At 58.8% G+C, this 18,974-nt stretch carries 18 protein-coding genes; 12 read left to right on the plus strand and 6 right to left on the minus strand.

Annotation, left to right across the window (positions count from 1 at the left end; all coding sequences use genetic code 11):
• The first annotated feature begins 134 nt into the window (after window positions 1-134).
• Together FFV09_RS16705 and FFV09_RS16710 are read left to right on the plus strand one after the other, a co-directional pair.
• Window positions 135-1,067: an AraC family transcriptional regulator gene (locus FFV09_RS16705; protein ID WP_141448883.1), complete on the plus strand. Its 933-nt coding sequence runs from the start codon at window positions 135-137 to the stop codon at window positions 1,065-1,067.
• A 145-nt stretch (window positions 1,068-1,212) separates the two neighbouring features.
• Complete coding sequence (locus FFV09_RS16710) at window positions 1,213-2,178, plus strand: SDR family oxidoreductase (protein ID WP_141448884.1); 966 nt, start codon at window positions 1,213-1,215, stop codon at window positions 2,176-2,178.
• A gap of 227 nt (window positions 2,179-2,405) precedes the next feature.
• On the opposite strand, the gene FFV09_RS16715 is transcribed toward FFV09_RS16710, so the two are convergent.
• Window positions 2,406-3,254 carry a helix-turn-helix domain-containing protein gene (locus tag FFV09_RS16715; protein ID WP_141448885.1) on the minus strand — a complete coding sequence of 283 codons (849 nt, stop codon included), beginning with the start codon at window positions 3,252-3,254 and terminating at the stop codon, window positions 2,406-2,408.
• Between the two features lie 187 nt (window positions 3,255-3,441).
• Here FFV09_RS16715 and FFV09_RS16720 point away from each other — a divergent pair, with 187 nt between their 5' ends.
• The 3 genes from FFV09_RS16720 (at window position 3,442) to FFV09_RS16730 (ending at window position 8,649) form a co-directional block, all read left to right on the plus strand.
• A complete protein-coding gene (locus FFV09_RS16720; protein WP_141448886.1) occupies window positions 3,442-5,499 on the plus strand; it encodes a beta-galactosidase in 2,058 nt (685 codons plus the stop codon).
• A 188-nt stretch (window positions 5,500-5,687) separates the two neighbouring features.
• Entirely contained in the window at window positions 5,688-7,907 is a 2,220-nt protein-coding gene (locus tag FFV09_RS16725) for a sensor domain-containing protein (RefSeq protein WP_170315059.1), read from the plus strand.
• A 142-nt stretch (window positions 7,908-8,049) separates the two neighbouring features.
• Window positions 8,050-8,649: a restriction endonuclease gene (locus FFV09_RS16730; protein ID WP_237401668.1), complete on the plus strand. Its 600-nt coding sequence runs from the start codon at window positions 8,050-8,052 to the stop codon at window positions 8,647-8,649.
• Between the two features lie 108 nt (window positions 8,650-8,757).
• Here FFV09_RS16730 and FFV09_RS16735 read toward each other — a convergent pair whose 3' ends face one another.
• Window positions 8,758-9,294 carry a CGNR zinc finger domain-containing protein gene (locus FFV09_RS16735; RefSeq protein ID WP_141448888.1) on the minus strand — a complete coding sequence of 179 codons (537 nt, stop codon included), beginning with the start codon at window positions 9,292-9,294 and terminating at the stop codon, window positions 8,758-8,760.
• Between the two features lie 161 nt (window positions 9,295-9,455).
• On the opposite strand from FFV09_RS16735, the gene FFV09_RS16740 reads away from it, so the two are divergent.
• A complete protein-coding gene (locus tag FFV09_RS16740; protein WP_141448889.1) occupies window positions 9,456-10,730 on the plus strand; it encodes an MFS transporter in 1,275 nt (424 codons plus the stop codon).
• A gap of 220 nt (window positions 10,731-10,950) precedes the next feature.
• Window positions 10,951-11,463, plus strand: a complete 513-nt coding sequence (locus tag FFV09_RS16745; protein WP_170315060.1) for a GNAT family N-acetyltransferase — start codon at window positions 10,951-10,953, stop codon at window positions 11,461-11,463.
• A gap of 157 nt (window positions 11,464-11,620) precedes the next feature.
• On the opposite strand, the gene FFV09_RS16750 is transcribed toward FFV09_RS16745, so the two are convergent.
• On the minus strand, window positions 11,621-12,586 hold the full coding sequence (locus FFV09_RS16750) for a LacI family DNA-binding transcriptional regulator (protein ID WP_141448891.1): 966 nt from the start codon (window positions 12,584-12,586) through the stop codon (window positions 11,621-11,623).
• Between the two features lie 172 nt (window positions 12,587-12,758).
• On the opposite strand from FFV09_RS16750, the gene FFV09_RS16755 reads away from it, so the two are divergent.
• Complete coding sequence (locus FFV09_RS16755) at window positions 12,759-14,105, plus strand: 6-phospho-beta-glucosidase (protein WP_141448892.1); 1,347 nt, start codon at window positions 12,759-12,761, stop codon at window positions 14,103-14,105.
• Between the two features lie 97 nt (window positions 14,106-14,202).
• Here the strand turns inward: FFV09_RS16755 and FFV09_RS16760 are convergent, their stop codons facing one another.
• Window positions 14,203-14,883, minus strand: a complete 681-nt coding sequence (locus tag FFV09_RS16760) for a GntR family transcriptional regulator (RefSeq protein ID WP_141448893.1) — start codon at window positions 14,881-14,883, stop codon at window positions 14,203-14,205.
• Between the two features lie 205 nt (window positions 14,884-15,088).
• Here FFV09_RS16760 and FFV09_RS16765 point away from each other — a divergent pair, with 205 nt between their 5' ends.
• Genes FFV09_RS16765 through trxA form a run of 3 tightly spaced genes read left to right on the plus strand, consistent with a single transcriptional unit; the run spans window position 15,089 to window position 16,280 of the window.
• Window positions 15,089-15,538 carry an OsmC family protein gene (locus FFV09_RS16765; RefSeq protein WP_170315061.1) on the plus strand — a complete coding sequence of 150 codons (450 nt, stop codon included), beginning with the start codon at window positions 15,089-15,091 and terminating at the stop codon, window positions 15,536-15,538.
• A gap of 33 nt (window positions 15,539-15,571) precedes the next feature.
• Window positions 15,572-15,907 carry a thioredoxin family protein gene (locus tag FFV09_RS16770; RefSeq protein WP_141448895.1) on the plus strand — a complete coding sequence of 112 codons (336 nt, stop codon included), beginning with the start codon at window positions 15,572-15,574 and terminating at the stop codon, window positions 15,905-15,907.
• 58 nt (window positions 15,908-15,965) lie between these two features.
• Entirely contained in the window at window positions 15,966-16,280 is a 315-nt protein-coding gene (trxA, locus tag FFV09_RS16775) for a thioredoxin (RefSeq protein ID WP_141448896.1), read from the plus strand.
• 137 nt (window positions 16,281-16,417) lie between these two features.
• Here trxA and FFV09_RS16780 read toward each other — a convergent pair whose 3' ends face one another.
• Entirely contained in the window at window positions 16,418-17,644 is a 1,227-nt protein-coding gene (locus tag FFV09_RS16780) for an MFS transporter (RefSeq protein WP_141448897.1), read from the minus strand.
• A gap of 1 nt (window position 17,645) precedes the next feature.
• A complete protein-coding gene (locus FFV09_RS16785) occupies window positions 17,646-18,410 on the minus strand; it encodes an MBL fold metallo-hydrolase (protein WP_141448898.1) in 765 nt (254 codons plus the stop codon).
• Window positions 18,411-18,539: 129 nt separating this feature from the next.
• On the opposite strand from FFV09_RS16785, the gene FFV09_RS16790 reads away from it, so the two are divergent.
• The gene (locus FFV09_RS16790) at window positions 18,540-18,950 is read left to right on the plus strand and encodes an Lrp/AsnC family transcriptional regulator (RefSeq protein WP_141448899.1); all 411 of its coding nucleotides are present in this window, start codon (window positions 18,540-18,542) and stop codon (window positions 18,948-18,950) included.
• Window positions 18,951-18,974: the final 24 nt, after the last annotated feature.

Genomic DNA, 18,974 nt, shown 5'->3' on the forward strand with positions numbered 1-18,974 from the left:
AATGGCTAAGTATACATACCACCAATTTTACAAAAGGAAACAAATTCCCAGTTCTGTTCGCGTTTTTTATTTACGGATTCGAGCTATGGTAAAATAAAGATCAAAACGATTCGATAGGAGCTGGATGCCGGACCATGAACAAAGGGAGCGAATATGCGATGGCGCACAAGCGGGAGCGGGCGCAGGAAGAGACGGTACGGCTGGCCCGACTGATCGATGCCCATATGAAGCGGGACGGAACGGCCGCCGCACGTATTCCGGGCGTCTATTTTAACCGGTACTCGCAGGAAGAACCGTCCGCTTACCTGCATACGATGTATTGGCCGACCGTGGGCATCGCGGCGCAGGGCAAAAAGATCATCCGGATCGGCGAAGAAACGGTCGAATATGAAGGAGCCCGGCTGCTCGTCGCGCCGGTCGCGCTCCCGGTGGCGATTCGGACCGTGCAGGCAAGTCCGTCCGAACCTTTTCTGGCCGTCGGCCTCTATCTCGATCCGCAGAAGATCGCGGCTCTGGTGCCAAGCGTGTACCCGGACGGCCTGCCGAATATCGAACGGCGCAGCCCGAGCTACGCGCTGGAAGCCGAACCGGCGCTCATCGGAGCCATGTCCCGCCTCGTCTCGTGCCTGGACGACGCCGTCGACGACGAGCTGCTGATCTCGCTGGCCGAGAACGAAATCTTTATCCGCCTGCTGCGCAGTCCGATCGGCGTCTACGTGGCGGAGACGGTGCTGGCCGGATCGAGCGTCCAGCGCGTCGCCAAAGCGATCGACTGGCTGCGGAACCATTATGCGGAATCGTTCAAAATCGCGGAACTCGCGGACAGGGTCCATTTGAGCGAATCGTCGTTTCGCGAACATTTCAAATCGGTCACCGGCGTCAGCCCGCTGCAATACCAGAAAGCGCTTCGCCTTCAGGAAGCGCGGCGGCTGATGCTGTCCGGCGAAAAGGACGCGCTGACCGCCTGCCGGTTGGTCGGCTACATCAGCGATTCGCAGTTCAGCCGCGATTACAGCCGCTTTTTTGGCAGTCCGCCCAGTCGGGACATCGCCAAATGGAGATCGTAAGCGCCGCGCGCAGACGCCCCGAATCGGGCAAGAAGCGGCGCGGAACGGTCAATCGTGGCCTCGTTTTTCCTTCTATAGTAAGAACAAGCTCAAATCGTTCGTGCGGTTTGTCCAAAAAAGCTTGTTCATACTAGGAGGATATATAATGCGTGTGTTGGTTACGGGAGCAAGCGGATTTATCGGGTCGGCCGTCGTACGGGAACTGCTCGGCAGCGGACATGAAGTCGTCGGGCTCGTTCGTTCGCGGGAGGCGGCGCAGCGGCTTGAAGGCATCGGCGCGGCGGCGGTCCGGGGTTCGGTCGAACGGACGGACGTGCTGCGCCAAGCGGCAGACGGAATGGATGCGGTCATCCATACGGCTTTTTTCCATAAATTTACGCATGCGGGGTTGTCGACGCGGCTGCGGATTGCGCTCGGGGGCCGTCCGCGGCAGGCGCCCGCGCGCTTCATGGCGGCCGCGATCAACGCGGAGCGGCGCGCGATCGGGATCTTCGGCGCGGCGCTGTCTGCCAAGCAGGGAGCGCTTGTGATCGCCATGCCGACGATGACGCTTGCTCCGGGGCGGCTGGCGACCGAAGAAGACTTCGCGGACCCCGGTTCGGTCGGCGGCGGCCGAGCGGCGTCGGAACAAGCGCTGTTGGCGCAGGCGGAACGCGGCATCCGGGCTTCGATCGTGCGCCTGCCGCCTATCGTGTACGGCCGGGAAGACCGGAGCGGCCTGCTGCCTTCGTTGATATCGATCGCCAAGCGGACCGGGTCGGCGGCGTACATCGGAGACGGACATAATCGTTGGCCGTCCGTGCATCGGCTGGATGCGGCGCGGCTGTTCCGCTTGGCCGCGGAGCAGGGAGCTGCAGGCGCGAGGTACCATGCGATCGCCGACGAAGGCATGGCTTTTGCGGAGCTTGCCGAAGCGATCGGCCGGGAGATCGGCCGGCCGGCGCAATCGATTGGCGCGAATCAGGCCGCGGCGCATTTCGGTTGGCTGGGCCCTTTTGCGGCGGCCGACAATCCCGTATCGGCCGAGCTTACGAGCGGAAGGCTGGGCTGGGAGCCGATGCAGCGCAGCCTGACGGACGAGCTGAAGCAGGGATACGATTTCGGCGCGTGAGAGACGCGCGAAAAAGGCTCGTAACGGGCTCATAACGGCCTCATAACGGGCTCATAACGGGCTCGTAAAGGGCTCGTAAAAGGCTCGTAAAGCCGGCCGAGCGTCCGAACTTCGGACGCCGGCCTCTTTTAGCCCGCTGAATCCGCCTAACCCGCTGAATCCGCCTAACCCGCTGAATCCGCTTGGCCTGCTCAGCCCGCTCAACCTCGCTAGCCTCGCTCCAGAGCTCAAGCCCGCCGGCTCAACCGAAAGCGCTCCGGCGTCGTGCGCTCCAGCTTGCGGAAGCAGTGGATAAAGTAGCTGCTTCGCGAAAAGCCGGACGCCGCCGCGATTTCCTGGACGGTGAGCGAAGACGACATCAGCAGATGCTTGGCGTGCAGCACCCGCGATTCGAGCAGGTAAGCGCTCGGCGTGCGGCCCATAAGCTGATGGAATTTGCGGCTGAAGTAAGGCACGCTGTAGCCCGTCAGGGCGGCGACCTCGCTCATGGACAGCGCAGCGTCCGTGCAGCGGCTGCGGATATGGTCGGCGGCCGCACGGATGCCCGGAATCGACGGATCGCTGGGCATCGCAAGCGGCGACGCCCGGTTGACGAGATGCAGCAGCAGCTCGTACAGCCGCGCCGACGCTTCCGCTTCCCGGTCGCGGTCGACAGACCGGCCGAGCCGAAGCAGCTCGTCCATGCAGAGCATGACCGCGGACAGGTCGGGCATGCGGAACAGCCACGGTTCGCCTAATCCGCGGCCGCCGAGCAGCCGGTCGGCGGACGGGCAGGCGAAATGGACCCAGCGGATGTTCCACGGATCGGCCGTGCCCGACGCGTAGCGCTGCGCGAGGCCGGGACCGTACAGAAAGCCGCAGCCCGCGCCCAGTTCGAACACGCCGTTCGAGGTATGGACGGTACCCGTGCCGCCGAGAATCAGATGCAGATTGTACAGGCTGTTCAGCTGGAGGTCGTCGCTTCGGGCGGGCCGATCGACCGCGTGCGAAGGATGCTCGCTGTAGCCGCCGACGAAGTCCGGGTAACAGAGCAGATGCGGAGAAGAAGGCGTCGGGAAAAAGAGATGTTCCTGCATGGTTGAGCTCCTTTGGAGTAGAAGAAATGAATGCTATGCCTGAACGGATTATACCATCGCAAAGGGATGATCATAACGCCGTAATCGCAAAAAAATGGTATCGGCGCAAGAACCCGTTATATCGCATGAGGCCGAATCCGCTTACAATACAGGCAGGACTCATTAACGAAAACGGAGGAATATCCCGATGGTCAAATCGATTCGCTTGAAGCAGCTGGAACTCGGCGTGTGCTATTACCCGGAACATTGGCAGGAAGAACTGTGGGAAGACGATTTCAGACGCATGCGCGAGCTGAAGATGTCGACGATCCGCGTCGGCGAATTCGCCTGGGCGCTGCTTGAGCCGCAAGAAGGCGTGTTCGAATTCGGCCTGTTCGACCGGGCGCTGGATGCCGCGCATCGCCACGGGCTCAAGGTCATTCTCGGCACGCCTACGGCAACGCCGCCCGCCTGGCTGACGCACAAGTATCCCGAAGTGCTCAACGCCGCGCAGGACGGGACGTTATACCGTCACGGCATGCGCCGCCATTATAACTACAACAGCCCCAAGTACCGGGAGCTGTGCGCGATCATTACCCGGGAAATGGCCGTGCATTTCCAAGACCATCCGGCGGTCGTCGGCTGGCAGCTCGACAACGAATTCAACTGCGAGACGAACGTCTTCTACGCCGAAGCCGATCATGCCGCGTTCCGGGCATGGGCGCGCCGCAAATATGCCACGCTGGACGCGCTGAACGAAGCTTGGGGAACAGTCGTCTGGAGCCAGACGTATACCGATTGGGAGCAGGTACATCTGCCGCGCCCGACCGTGGCCGATTCGCCGAACCCGCATCTGGCGCTGGACGAGAAACGGTTCATCTCGGACAGCGTGCTGGAGTTCGCACAGATTCAGGCCGATATCGTGCGGGAAGCGGCTCCCGGCCATTACGTCACGACCAACGGCATGTTCGGGCATCTGGACAGCCATGCGCTGACGGATTCGATGCTGGACTTTTTCTCGTACGATTCGTATCCGCAGTTCGCCAGCATTTCCGGGAGTACCGAAGCGAAGCCGCTGTCGGACCGCAAATGGAGCCTCAATCTGAGCGCCGTGCGCGACGTGTCGCCGAACTTCTGCGTCATGGAGCAGCAGGCGGGACCCGGCGGCTGGGTGAACCGGATGAAGATGCCGTCTCCGCGTCCGGGGCAGATGCGGCTGTGGACGTATCAGTCGGTGCTGCACGGCGCCGATCTGGTCTTGTATTTCCGCTGGCGCACGGCGACGGTCGGCACGGAAATCTACTGGCACGGCTTGAACGACTATGCCAATCGTCCGAACCGCCGGGTGCGGGAAGCGGGCGAAGTCGGCCGGGAGTTTGCGGCGATCGGCAGGAAGATCGCAGGCACGACGTACCGGGCCGACGTGGCGATTGTGCGCGATTACGACAACGAATGGGACGGCGAATTCGACATCTGGCACGGTCCGCTGACCGGGCGCAGCACCCATGCCTGGTACAAGCAGCTTCAGTACCGGCATATTCCGGTCGATCTGGTCTACCTGCGGACGCAGGCCCAAGACCAACTGGCAGCGCTGCAAAAATACAAAGTGCTGATCTATCCGCATGCCGCGATTCTGACGCCGGAGACGGCCGAGCTGCTGAGCGCTTACGTCGAAAGCGGCGGGAAGCTGATCTTCGGCGCGCGCACGGGGTACAAGGACGAGCGGGGACAATGTCCAATGCAGCCGATGCCGGGACCGGTGGCGCAGCTGTGCGGGATTACGGTCGAAGAGTTTACGGCGATTACCGGCACGGCCGCAGCTCCGGCGCTGCGCTGGACGCAGGGCGGCAGCGGACCACAGGCTTGGGCCGAAGGGTTCAACGACATTTTGGCGGTGGAAGATCCGGCGGTCGAGGTGATGGCGGAATACGCGGAAGAGTATTACGCGGGCCGTCCGGCGCTGACGAAGCGCCGGCACGGCGCCGGCGAAGCGTGGTATTACGGAGCGGCTTTCAGCGAACCGGTCGTGGACGGTATCCTCGACCTGCTGGGCGTGCAGTCGCCGAGCGCGGACTGGCTGAGCGTGCCGGAACAGGTTGAGATCGGCATCCGGGCGGACGATCATCGCTCTTATGTGTTCCTGCTCAACTACGGAGAGGCTCCGGCGGCGATCGTGCTAAGCGAACGCCGGACCGAACTGCTGGGCGGAACGCAGATCGAAGGCCGGGTGGAGATTCCGGCTTACGGCGTCCTGATTTTGGAATAAAGGCATTCTGCTGCCTGCGCTCGGCGTCGTCTTACACAAATAAAAACCGAGAATGCCCGGCCGTTGGCGGGCGTTCCCGGTTTTTTTATTTTACGCCGACAGGACACGTCCCCTTTCGAAGAGAATGTGTTACAATAGTCCCTTTTAAAGGTATTGAGATAGAGAAGCAATCCGAAAGGTAGATGACAATGAGCGGAATAGAAGAAAATCCGGATACGTCCCATCCCTTGTTCGAAGAAGCGCAGCAAATTTACCGTTCTTTGTACATCTACAGCACGGAGGCGGTCTTTTTGCTGTATGCCGACGGACGAATCGCGGACACCAATCCGAGCGGCGAACGGGTAAGCGGTTACGAGCGGTCGGAACTGCTGCGTACCCGATTCAGCAGTTACCTGCTGCCGACCGACCTGCGCCGGGCCCGACGAAGCTTTCGCAAAGTGCTGACGGAAGGGTGTCCCGAACAGGTCGGGTTTTCTTTTCGGTCGAAAACGGGCGGGCTCGTCACAGTCGACGCGAGGGTGGTGCCGGTGCTCAGGCAGGGCGAGGTGATCGGCCTGCTCGGCATATCGCGGGACATCACGCAGCAGGAGCAGGCCGTACAAATTTTGGACGATCAGAACCGGGTGCTGGAGATGATCGCCAAATCGACGCCGCTGGAGGAGACGCTCGACAAGCTGCTGCGGATGACGGAATACCAGACGGGAGCGAAATGTTCGATTTTGCGCTACGATCCGAAGCGCAACGCGCTGTTTCATCTGGCTGCGCCCAGCCTGCCTCGGGACTATTTGCGCACGATCGACGGCATCTCCGCGGATGAACGGGGCGGTTCGTGCGGGGCTTCCGTGCTGCGCAAAGAAATCGTGATCGTCGAAGATATCCAGAGCAGCGAAGTGTGGGAAAAATATCGGACGGTAGCGCTCAAATACGATTTGCGCGCCAGTTGGTCGCTCCCGATGCTGGACAGCGAAGGCGAGGTGCTCGGGACGTTCGCCATGTATTACGAACAAGTCCGCCAGCCGACCGAAAAAGAATTGGAGCTGACCCGGAAAGTGTGTTATCTGGCGAGACTTGCGATCGAGCAGAGCCGTTCCGACGCAATGATCTACCGGATGGCTTACCATGACAGCCTCACCGGCCTGCCGAACCGGCGCTTTTTCCAGGAAAAACTGAGCGAGACGATCCGGCAGGTGGAAGCGGACGGGCTCAAGCTGGCCCTCTTGTATCTGGATCTCGATCGCTTCAAAATGGTCAACGATTCGCTCGGCCACGGTTCGGGAGACGAGCTGCTCGTCGAAATCGCCCGGCGGCTCGCCGCTTCGCTCGGCCCGGACAAATTCGTGGCCCGGCACGGAGGCGACGAATTCGTCGTTCTGCTGATCGACGGGCAGGTGCCGGAGAGCGAACTTATCGCCCAGCGCCTTCTCGACATCTTTATTCGGCCGTTCGAGGTGGGCGGGTACGAACTGTTCGTCACGCCGAGCATCGGCATCAGCATCTACCCCGAGCACGGCGCGGACGCGGCGGCGCTGCTGCAAAACGCCGATGCCGCCATGTATGCCGCCAAAGAAGCCGGCAAAGACACGTATGCCGTCTACGACGCGCATAGCGAGACGCAGGACGGAGCGCGTATCCTGCTTGAGAACGACCTGCGCAAATCGCTCGAACGCCGCGAGCTGCAGCTGTTCTATCAGCCGCAGGTGTCGCTGTTTCCGACGCGGCGGATCGGGGCCGAAGCGCTGCTGCGCTGGCATCGCGGACAATCGGAATGGATCTCGCCGGGCGATTTCATTCCGCTTGCCGAAGAAACGGGCCTGATTCTCCAGATCGGCGAATGGGTCATTCGGGAAGCGTGTAGGCAGGGCAAGCAGTGGATCGATGCCGGGTACGAACCTTTTATTATGGCCGTCAATTTGTCTCCGCGGCAGTTCAGGCAGTCCGGGCTGGTCGACCTTATCCGAAGCATTTTGCACGAGACGGGGTATCCGCCCGAATATTTGGAACTCGAAATTACCGAAGGCATGACACTGGACGTGGAATCGGCTTCGGGCAAAATGCGGCAGCTGCGCGACCTCGGCGTCCAGATTTCGATCGACGATTTCGGTACGGGCTACAGTTCGCTCAATTATCTGAAGCGCCTGCCGATCAGCCGGCTCAAAGTCGATCGCTCTTTCGTTCGCGACATCGAGACCGATCTGGGCGACCGCGATATCGTCAAAGCGATTATCGCGATGGCGCATAACCTCAAGATTACGGTGATCGCCGAAGGCGTCGAGAACGAAGACCAGCTTGCTTTTCTGGAAGCGAACGGCTGCGACGAGATCCAGGGTTATCTGTTCGGGCGCCCGGTACCGCCGGACGAGTTCGAACGCGGAATGACGGTTCAGGGAACGGGCGGCCGCCACTCGTAACGGAGACGTGGAGGCGGCAGCTGCACAAGCAGAGCACAAAAAATATTTTTTATGTAAGACAAATAAAGGAAGAAGCCCTCATGTTGGTGTATACTGGATCATGCTGCGGCAAGCAAGCATTGGACATAGCGGAGGGGTTCGGTTGGCCAGAAGAAAAAGCAAAGCCAAACAGCAGGAAGAATTTTTGCAGGGAGTGATGGGACTGTCGGCGGTCGTGCCGGGACTTGCGACGCTGCATTTCACGCAATCGTGGCAGATCGCGGCCGGCGTCGGCGCAGCCGGATTTATCGTGGCCGTCTTCATCCTGATCAACGTCAGACTCGCGCGTTCGGCGCGGCTCAAGCGTTCCGGCATCGGCGAGATCGACCGGATGGACGGGGTCCGCTTCGAGCAGTATTTGGGCCATCTGTTCCGGTCGCAGGGCTTCAGAGCCGAAGTGACGCAGGCCCGGGGCGATTACGGCGCCGATCTGGTGCTGACGCAGGGCAATCGGCGGATCGTCGTGCAGGCCAAACGGTATACCAAAAACGTCGGGCTCAAAGCGGTGCAGGAAGTGCAGAGCGCCAAAGCGCATTACCGGGCGAACGAAGCGTGGGTCGTGACCAACAGCCAGTACACGGAACAGGCGAAGAAGCTGGCCAGGTCCAACAACGTGCGGCTGATCGCGCGCGACGAACTGGTCGAGATGCTGCTGGCGATGAAGGCGGGAACCGCCGCGGCCGCCAAGCGAACGAGCGCTTAGGCCGTTGTTGGCGCAGGCCGGAACCTGTACGCAAACCGAAAAACCAAACGGATCGGATCAAGGATCGAGCATCCTGCTTCGGTCCTGTTTGCCGTTTCGCCGCATCGGTCAATGCTTGTCCCGATGACGCCTTACGCGTGCCACGTTGCCGCAAGTGTCGCTGCTGCACCATTGGCGCCTGCCGTTTTTCGTATCGTCGTAAAAGACCCACTTGCACACGCTGTTCCGGCATATTTTGACGCGCTGAATCCGGTTATCCGCACACAGGTTGGCAAATGACAAAGCCGTTTCGGCGAGAAAAGCGTCCCAGTTTTGTTCGGCGGGAACGTGATCCAACTTGTATTCGCCGTTTTGCCGGATCAAACCCGGACGTCTGGGAGCACAAGCCATGTACGCGTTCAACCGATTCAACTGAGCGTCGGTGACCGGTTCGCCCGCGGTGGTCAAATCCAGCATGTCGCGCAGCAGCGCACGCAGATGCTTGAGCTGTTCGAGCTGCTTGGCGTCCGGCGCCGCATAAGCGTTCCAATCTTTCAAAAATGCCGAGAGCCAGCTTGTATAATCCAATCGGTCTTCGGATCGGGTGCCCAGATGGTCGTACCACATCGAATTGACCACTTCCACCGCCAATAGGCGTTCGTCCATCTTTATTCGCCTCCTTAAAATCGCCGTTGATTTTTATCAGTTTACCATGTAATGTATAAAATTAAAATAAGGCATTACAATAAGGCATTAAATAGAGGTGTTATTTTTTTGCGGATTTGTAATGGTTAAAGGTTAATTAAAACATTACGAGGGAGCGGCGTATGAAAAAGAAAAAGATAGGGAAACAGACCGGATTGTCGGGCAATCGGGATTTTGCGGTATTCTGGTTCGGAGAGACGCTGGCCATGTTCGGAGGACGGATCACGCTGCTGGCGATTCCGTTTGTCGCCGCTTTGACGCTGGGCGCCACGCCGCTTCAGATGGGGATGCTCAACGCCGTACAGATTCTGCCTTATCTGCTCTTGACGCTGCCGGCAGGCGTGTGGATCGACCGTATGCGCAAACGACCGCTGATGCTAACGGCTAATCTGGTCCGCGCTTTGCTGCTGTCGTTCATTCCTGCGGCGTACGCGCTCGACCTGCTCGGCATGGGCATGTTGTACGCGTGCGGATTTGGGATCGGGGCTTGCACGCTCGTATTCGACTTGGCGTATCAGTCTTATCTGCCTGCGCTGGTCGGAAGGAAAGACCTGGTAGAAGGAAACAGCAAACTGGAAATCAGCCGTTCGGCGGCCGAGATCGCCGGTCCCGGGTTGGCCGGGGCCTTGATCGGTATTCTGGCTGCTCCGTTTGCTCTTCTCGTGCATTCCGCCATGCTGCTGATTTCCGCGGCATCCATAGGAAGGATCCGCCGGATCGAACGAAAGCCCGATCCGCGTTCATCGGAGCGAGGGATGCTGTTGTCCGAGATTCGGGAAGGTTTGGCGCTCATTTTTCGCAATCCTTATCTCAAAGCCATTGCGGGTGAAGCGACGACCTACAACTTTTTCAGTCAGGTGACCGGCGCCGTGCTGATCTTGTATATCACTCGCGAACTGGGAATCGGGGCCGGGCCGCTCGGATTGATCATGGGCGCGGCCGGAGCCGGTTCGATTCTCGGTTCGCTGCTGGCCGGGCCTTTGGCGAAGCGGTTCCGATTGGGGCGGGCGATCTACGTCTCGATGCTGCTCGGCTGCGGCGCCCCGATGCTTGTCCTTTTGACGCACGGATCGGGTTTGCTTTCGGCGGTAATATTGTTCGTATCTTTTTTCTTCGGCGGGCTTGGGGTAGTGATCTCCAACATCCATGTCGTCAGCTTGAGGCAAACGGTAACTCCCGATCGCCTCCTCGGGCGCATGAACGCGAGTTACCGCTTCGTCGTGACGGGTGCCGCGCCGGTCGGATCGCTGCTGGGCGGCGTTCTCGGCAGTACGTTCGGGCTTCAAGCGACGCTGGCTATCGGAGCGGCCGGAACTTTGCTGGCGCTGCTGTGGGTCGTTTTCTCGCCGATTCCGAAATTGTCCGCCCTGCCGGAGCCGGCAGAAGGGGAAGGGTGAGAGGAAGGGGCGATTCAGCCGGCTTCTACGACAACTTCGTCGCTGTGCCCTAGATAGGATCCCGTCGCCCGCGCCTTGAACTTCTTTGAATAGTAAAGACTATCGGCCGATATACTTCACTATTTCCGTGTCTATGCAGGCCGATTCCGGGGTACACTGGAACAGCGAACACAATCGGCGCAGCCGATCCGGTAAACGGACAGAAATGGAGAGAATGGACATGACGATACAGTTGAGAAAAGCGGACGGTACAAACTTCAAAGCGCTGGAAAAGATTTACGGATATTCGTTTCCCCAAGAAGAACAGATTACGTATCAGGTGCTGATTGACGTGAGCAACGATACGGATCATCTGTTCTATGCGATCTACGACGACGAAGCCTTGGTTGGGTTGAATTATCTGATTGTAAAAGAAGACCGGCTCTACGTGCTATATTTGGCAATTGCCGACGGTCACCAAAGCCAAGGCTACGGCAAAGCGGTCATCCGCGAAATCCTGCGCCGGTATCCCGATTATCGCATTTACCTGAATATCGAAGAAGTCGATGCCAAATACGCGAATTACACGCAGCGGGTGAAACGCAAAGATTTTTACCTGTCCTTGGGATTTGAATCGCAGCCCTATCTGTTTACCAATGAAAAAGGGGTCGTATTGGAGACGCTGGCCGTAAACGGGACTATTGCGTATGAGGAAATGGAAGAGCTGTTCGCTTACTTCGTGCGGTTGGGCTGACGGGAAAGCGTGGCTTCGCCTGATCGAAGGGTGGGTCCAAAGATTTTGCTTTCATGAGTGATGGAAATCGTCCGAAAAGCTAAAAAAAGCGTCAAAAAGCCTGTCCAAAGCGGCTGAATCCGCCCCGGACAGGCTTTTTTGGCGTTGCGCGAAGAGGTTACGTGGACTGCCGCGCAATCAGTTCGAACGCCAGCGCGTGCGGCTGCGGAGCAGGCTGGCCCAAGCGATCCAGCAGGATGGAAAAAGCGTTCTCCGCCTGCTTGTCCGACGGATAATGCACCGTCGACAAATCGAGCAGCCGCGCCAGATTGTTGTTGTCGAAGCCGAGGATGCCGACTTCGCCCGGAACGGAAACGCCGCGGCGCCGCAGTTCGGTCAGCAGCCCGGCCGCCACATCGTCGTTCGAGCAGGCGATCGCGTCCGGCGGATCGGATTGATCGATCCACCAATGGGCGAGTTCTTCGCCGTCTTCGAGCGACATTTTGCCGTGAAAGTCCGGATGGCCGGAACCGCCGAGTTCGTGCGCCGCCGCAAAGTCCGCGTACGCCCGCATTCGCTGCGGCGTATTCAGCCCCCGCGACGAATACACGTTCAGAATGCGCCGGAACCCGCGTGCATGCAGATGTTCCAGTCCAAGCCGGTATCCTTCGTACTGGTCCATGAAGACGGAGGGGATACGGTCGCTCACGAGCCGCTGCCAGGTGACGATCGGTCCGTATTTGGCATACGACTCGATAAAGTTCCATTCGTTGGCGCGGTGCAGGCAGACGAGCGCGTCCAGCTGCTTGCTGCGCAGCATCTCCAGCGCCACCTTTTCTTTGCCCGGGTCCTGGTCCGTCAGAAAAATCATGATATTGAAGCCGTGCCGCTGCGCGATCAGGCTGAATGCTTGAATAAACGAAGTCGAAGACGCCGTGTACAAGCTGCTGACGACGCCGACGATGCGGGTCATGCCTTTTTTGAGAGAAGTGGCGCTTGAATTCGGTACGTAGTCCAATCGGTCGATCAATTCCAGCACTTTGCGGCGTTTCTCTTCGTTCACGTACGGATGGTTATTGAGTACGCGGGATACGGTGGCGGTAGAGACGCCGGCAAGCCGCGCGATTTCCCGAATGTTCGTCATGGGCTTCACCTCTCGTTTAAGCATAGCATAATTCGGCCCGGTCGCGGACCGTTCGCCTCGACCGGACCACACTGTTGCAACCGCTTCAAAAAGAGGCTTGACCTGTAATGCATTACATGGATTAACGTGAATACAGGAAGCATTCAGCCCGAATACGAGGAGGTTTTTTTGGATGAAAAAAGGACTGAAAATCGTGACGATCGGCGGGGGATCGAGCTATACGCCGGAATTGATCGAAGGGTTTATCAAGCGTCATGGCGAGCTGCCCGTGCGCGAATTGTGGCTGGTCGATATCGAAGCCGGCCGGGAGAAGCTTGAGATCGTGGGCGCGATGGCGAAGCGGATGGTGCAAGCGGCCGGCATCGACTGCGAGATCCGTCTGACGCTGGATCGCCGGGAGGCGCTGCAGGGCGCGGACTTCGTCACGACCCAGTTCCGGGTCGGCCTGCTCGATGCGCGGATCAAGGACGAAGCGATTCCGCTCAAGCACGGCATGATCGGGCAGGAGACGAACGGCGCCGGCGGCATGCTCAAAGCGTTCCGGACCGTTCCGGTCGTGCTCGGCATCGTCGAAGATATGAAAGAGCTGTGCCCGAACGCCTGGCTGATCAACTTCACGAACCCGGCCGGCATGGTCACGGAAGCGGTGCTGCGCTACGGGCAGTGGGAAAAGGTGATCGGATTGTGCAACGTTCCGGTCATGGCGGTCAAGACGGAATCGGCGCTGCTGCAAAAAGAAGAGTCGGAGCTGTTTTTCAAATTCGCGGGTATCAACCATCTGCATTGGCATCGGGTCTACGACAAGGACGGCAGCGAAGTGACGGCGGAGCTGATCGACAAGCTGTACGGGCCGGATGCCGATCCGGGCCGAATCGTCGAGAATATTCGCGATATGCGGTTCCTGCCGGAGCAGATCGCCCAGCTCGGCATGCTGCCGTGCCCGTACCATCGCTATTACTACATGACGGATAATATGCTGGAGGAAGAACGCGAAGAAGCGCGGCACGCGGGCACGCGCGGACAGGTCGTGAAGCAGCTGGAAGCGAGTCTGTTCGAACTGTACCAGGATCCCAAGCTCGACTACAAACCGAAAGAGCTGGAGCAGCGCGGCGGCGCCTATTACAGCGATGCCGCCTGCGAGATCATCAATGCGATTTATAACAACAAAGGCACGCAGATGGTCGTCAACACCCGCAACCGCGGCGCCATAAGCGATCTGCCGTACGACAGCGCGGTCGAAGTGAGCTGCCTCATTACGGCGCACGGCGCGGAACCGGTCCATTTCGGCGCGTTCCCGCCCGCGCAGCGCGGTCTGCTGCAGGTGATGAAAGCGATGGAAGAACTGACCGTCGAAGCGGCGGTGACCGGCGATTACGCGACGGCGCTGCAGGCGTTCACGCTGAATCCGCTGGTCACGAGCGGCGACGCCGCCCGACTCGTGCTGGACGAGCTGCTGGACGCGCATCAAGCGTATCTGCCGCAGTTTTTCGCCCCGAAGCTTGAGAAAGCCGGCGTCTGAGCGGCCCTCAAGCAGACCGAACAGGCTTTTCCCGCAGCGGGAAAAGCCTGTTCGCTGTTCGCTGTTTGGCGCGGCGCTTCAATACGGAAAGTCGCCGTCAGTCGTGCCGCACCAGATTAAGCAGCAGCGGCACGTCGCGGGCCGAGCCGACGGAGATGATGCGTTTGCCGGCTTCGTCGGCGAATCGCTGCAGCTTCTCGGCCAGGTCCGCCCGCGTGACGATCACGTCCGCGGCGCGGATCGCCCGCGTCACTTCTTCTTCCGACAGCGAAGAGATGTCCACGCTTTGCACGTCGGCCGACGTCAGCCGCTTGATTTCGTCCAGATAGAAAATGCAGGAGCTGTCCGTGCATTCGATAAACAGGTAGCGCGGCTGCGGCTGCCGGCGTTCCCCGAACAGCTGCACGTAAGCGAAGCCCGATAACAGCACGTCGTCCGGCTTCAGCTTCTCCTGCCGGGCTTGTTCGATCATCTTTTCGGTAAAAGCAAAATGGGGATGGTCCGCCTTGAACCGTTCGATCTGCCGTTCGCCTGCCACCTGCGTGCCGCGGCCTTTTTGCATGAGCAGCAGACCGTCTTCTTTTAACTGCGTGTAGACGCCCTGAATCGTGTTGCGGTTGATAGACAGCTGATCCGCCAACTGGTTCGTGGAAGGCAGCGCATCGCCGGGTTTGAGCAGCTCTTTGCCGATCAGCCATTTGATCTGTTCCTTGATCTGGACATGGATAGGCAGCGGAGACTGGGGATCGACTTTGAATAAAGGGCTCGACGTTTGCATGGGACACGACCTGCTTTCTGAGTTGCCTATTGATATAGATAAGTTAAGCTTAAAAAAGAATGCGGCAAAAATCAAGCTTTACCGCCTTCGCTTCTTTTATTGAGCAGGCCGAGCCTTCATGCTCTCTTGACAACCTCAAGGGAAAGGACTATTCTATATACATAAATGATTATTTAACTAGTTAATTGAAACGGAGTGAATGAATATGGATCAATCGAAAACGAGTATAAGCACGGTTTGGAACGGAGACCGGAGCGGTCAAGGCACGATCGAGTCCGGTTCCCTGAACGCGCCGATCGCGATTCCGCAGGCGTTCGGCGGAACAGGCGCAGGCACAGAACCGAAAGAACTGCTGCTGGCTTCGGCTTCCGCGTGCTTCACGATGACGCTGGTCGGGCTGCTGGAAGCCCGCAAGCTGCCTGCCGCACGCTTGGCGATGAACTCGGAAGTGTCGATCTCGCCGGAAGGGATCATGAAGATGATCCATCGGCCGGAGCTTGTTCTGCCCGACGGCACGCCGGACGAGTCGATGCAGCTTGCCGAGCGTACGTTCGAAGCGGCCGACCGCCAGTGCAGCGTAGGCAATCTGCTGAAGAAAGCCGGCGTAGAGATCGGGATCGAAGGCCGCGTATCGGCCGGCGCCGGCGCTCTCTGAATCGGAATGCAAGATCGAGGAGGTGCAACACGCATGAAAAAAGGGCATGACCTGCATACGGCCCGGGCGATGGACGAGTTCGTCGGACAGCCGGGGCTGCGTTTCCTGTACGTGTCCGCGCCCGATTGCAGCACGTGCCGGGCGCTGCTGCCCAAGCTTCAAGAGCTGCTCGGCGACTATCCCGCGATTGAGTTCGCGCATGTGGACGCCGCCGAGGTCGAAGAAGTCGCGGAACGCTTCCTTATTCTGGCCGCGCCGATTCTGCTGCTGCTGATTGACGGCCGGGAATACCTGCGGGAAGACCGCTTCGTGCGGTTCGGTCCGCTGCGGGAGCGGTTGGACCGCATTCACGAATTGTACGCGGGATGAAGGTTGTCCCGGCGAATCCCTTAATCTTAATCCCATAACCGTATAGGAGGAATTTATAATGGCTGTTACACATACGTCCGATCAGACTTTTATGCAGGATGTGCAAGACGGGTTGACGCTGGTCGACTTTTGGGCGCCGTGGTGCGGCCCGTGCCGGACGATCGCTCCGATTCTCGACGAGCTGGACACCGAACTCGCGGGTTCCGCGCATATCGTCAAGCTGAACGTGGACGAGAATCCGCAAATTTCGGGCGCGATCGGCGTGAAAAGTATTCCGGCGTTGGTCCTGTTCAAAAACGGCCAACCTGTCGAAGGCGTCGTCGGCGTGCAGAGCAAAAGCGCGTTGAAGCAGATGATCGACAAGCATCGCTGATTCTGCGCTTGCATACACTTGACCGCTTATCTATTGCGCGAAGCGCATGAACACGAATGGCACGCCAAAAAGCCCAAACCTGAGTTTGGGCTTTTTGGCGTGCGTGTTGAACGATCCAACCGTTCGCGATGTGGCGGTCAACCGTTTTCCCGGGTCGCCGCTTCAAGCTTGCGTACCCGGCTTTCTTTTTTGCCGTACAAAAAGTAATAAAGCAGGATGGAAGCCCAGATGATTCCGCCGAGCAGCACGTACAAGCCGCGGTAACCGGTCAGCGGGATCAGCAGCCCGATCAGCGCCGGCCCGAATCCGTTCCCGAGATCGAAAAATAAAAAGAACGTCGCGGTCGCAAGGCCGACCCGCCCGGGTTCGACCGACTGCACGGCCGCGGTCTGCGACACGGACGAGAGATTGCCGAACCCGAGCGCGATCAAGGCGGCTGCGACCAGCAGGCCGACGCTTTCCCAGGCGGAGCCGAGCAGCATCATCCCGGCGCCGAACAAGACGAACGCCGGATACATGATGAGATTGGCGCCTTTTTTGTCGATCAACTTGCCGCTGAACGGCCGTGACACCAGCACGAATACGGTATAAACCATGAAGAAAAAGCCGGCCGTGTCGACCAGATCCAACTCTATCGCGTACAGGTTCAGGTACGAGACGATCGCCGAGAAGCAGAACGTCATGACGAATATGTGAATCGAAATCGGCAGCGCTCTCGGCTCGATGAAGTCGGAAATCTTGAAGCCCGGGCCCGGCTGCGGAGTGGTGGAAGGAAAAGCGTGCACGGCCAGCGGAACGGCGATCAGCAGATTGACGAGGCCGAGCACAAGGCAGAAGACGAAAATCGCGCCGAAGCTCGTGTGCTGGATCATATACAAGCCGATAAACGGTCCGAGACCGGTCGCAAGCGCCGTGCTGACCGCGAAATAGCTGATGCCTTCGCCTTTGCGCGATCCGGGCAGGCTGAGTACGACGATCGTACTGACGACCGTCGAGATCACGCCGAGCGTCACTCCGTTCAGGAAGCGGCTCAGCACCAGGAATCCGATACCGAGCTGCACGAAATAGAGCAGCGTCGTAAGCGCGAACAGCAGCAGCGCGACCAGCAGCTTGGTCTTGGAAGGCGCAAGGCGCCCGACCCACAACCGGCCTGTCAAAGAACCGATAATGAAGATGCCGGCGATCAGGCCGGTCTGGCCGCTGGACGCCTGAAATTCCCGCATCGCGTACAGCGCGATCGTCGCGTTGAGCAAAAAGAAAATCAGCGTGACGAAAAAGTTGACGGTCGACAGCACAACGAAGTTTTTCGTCCACAGCCTGGCCTGTTCCGGCCGGCCCTGCCGGTCCTGCGGAAAGTTCGTCATCTTAGAACACGAGCGATTCGCCGTCTTCCGGGATGAGCAGCTTGGCATCGAAGCCTTTTTGCTGCGCGAACCGCTTCAGGTCTGCCCGAGACAGCAGCCAGTGGTTGACCGCTTCCATATGGACAGAGATCAATACGGCGTCCGGAGCGGCCCGGTGCACTTCGTAAATATCGTCTTCGCCCATGATCAGCGCGCCTTGACCGCGAACGCTGTTCTTGCCGCCGTTCACGATGATCACTTCGGGGGTATGCGCGTCGATCTCGTGCCGGACGCCTGCGTACCAGACCGTATCGCCGGCCACATAGAGCGTCTTCTCGTCGGCATGCTTGAATACGACGCCGCATACGTCGCCCATCTGCTGGAGGAGAGCTTCGCCTCTGCCGTGTTCGCCCTGCGTTTTGATCAGGGAGATTCCGTTGAACCGCGTCTGCGCCGTCAGCACTTCCACGTCGAGGAATCCGTCCGCCCGGATGAGGTCCGCATCGCGCTCGTTTTGAACGAACATTTTGAGCGTTTTGGGAATCGCTTCTTTGGCGACTTCGTCGTAATGGTCCAGATGCAGATGCGTCAAGATGACGGCGTCGACGCCGCCGAGAATCTGTTCGATCGGCATGGGCAGTTCGACGGTCGGATTGCGCAGCTGTTCGCCGTAACCCAAAGCGAAAGGTTCGTAGCGGCCTTGTTCGGCGAGCATCGGATCGATCAGAAAGGTCTGGCCTGCATATTGAAGGATAACGGTAGCGTTTCGGATGTGTTGAATGCGCATGGGTGTGAATTCTCCTGTCGGGTCTGTTTTTTCGTACGCTTTTCAGTCTATACTAGACAGCGGGTTCGAATAAACGGCCTGAATAAAGCGTTTGACCCGATTTACTTTGTTTTTGAAAGGAGATTGTTTGTGGATCAGACCGATAAACGCATTATCGAAGAATTGGGCCTCAACAGCCGGATCACGATGAAAGAATTGGGAGAACGGGTACATCTGACCGGCCCGGCCGCCGCCACGCGGGTCGAGAAGTTGGAAGACCAAGGGATTATCGAAGGCTACGGGGTGCAGGTCAACCATGCGAAGATGGGCTGTTACACGTATGCTTTTTTGAATATCTACATTAAGGAAACGTCGCATCAACCTTATCTGGCGTTTACCCGGGAGAAAAAAGGCTATGTGCTGAACAATTACAAGATTAGCGGAGACGGCTGCTACTTGCTGGAGAGCCGGTTTCCGAGCAACGAAGCGCTGAACGAATTTTTGGTCGAGCTGAACGAGTATGCCAATTACAAACTGTCGATCGTGCTGGACAAAGCGTAATAGCCGGGTATCTTGCAGGATACC

Origin of the sequence: Saccharibacillus brassicae (genome assembly GCF_006542275.1) — a bacterium.
Taxonomy (GTDB): Bacteria; Bacillota; Bacilli; order Paenibacillales; family Paenibacillaceae; genus Saccharibacillus; species Saccharibacillus brassicae.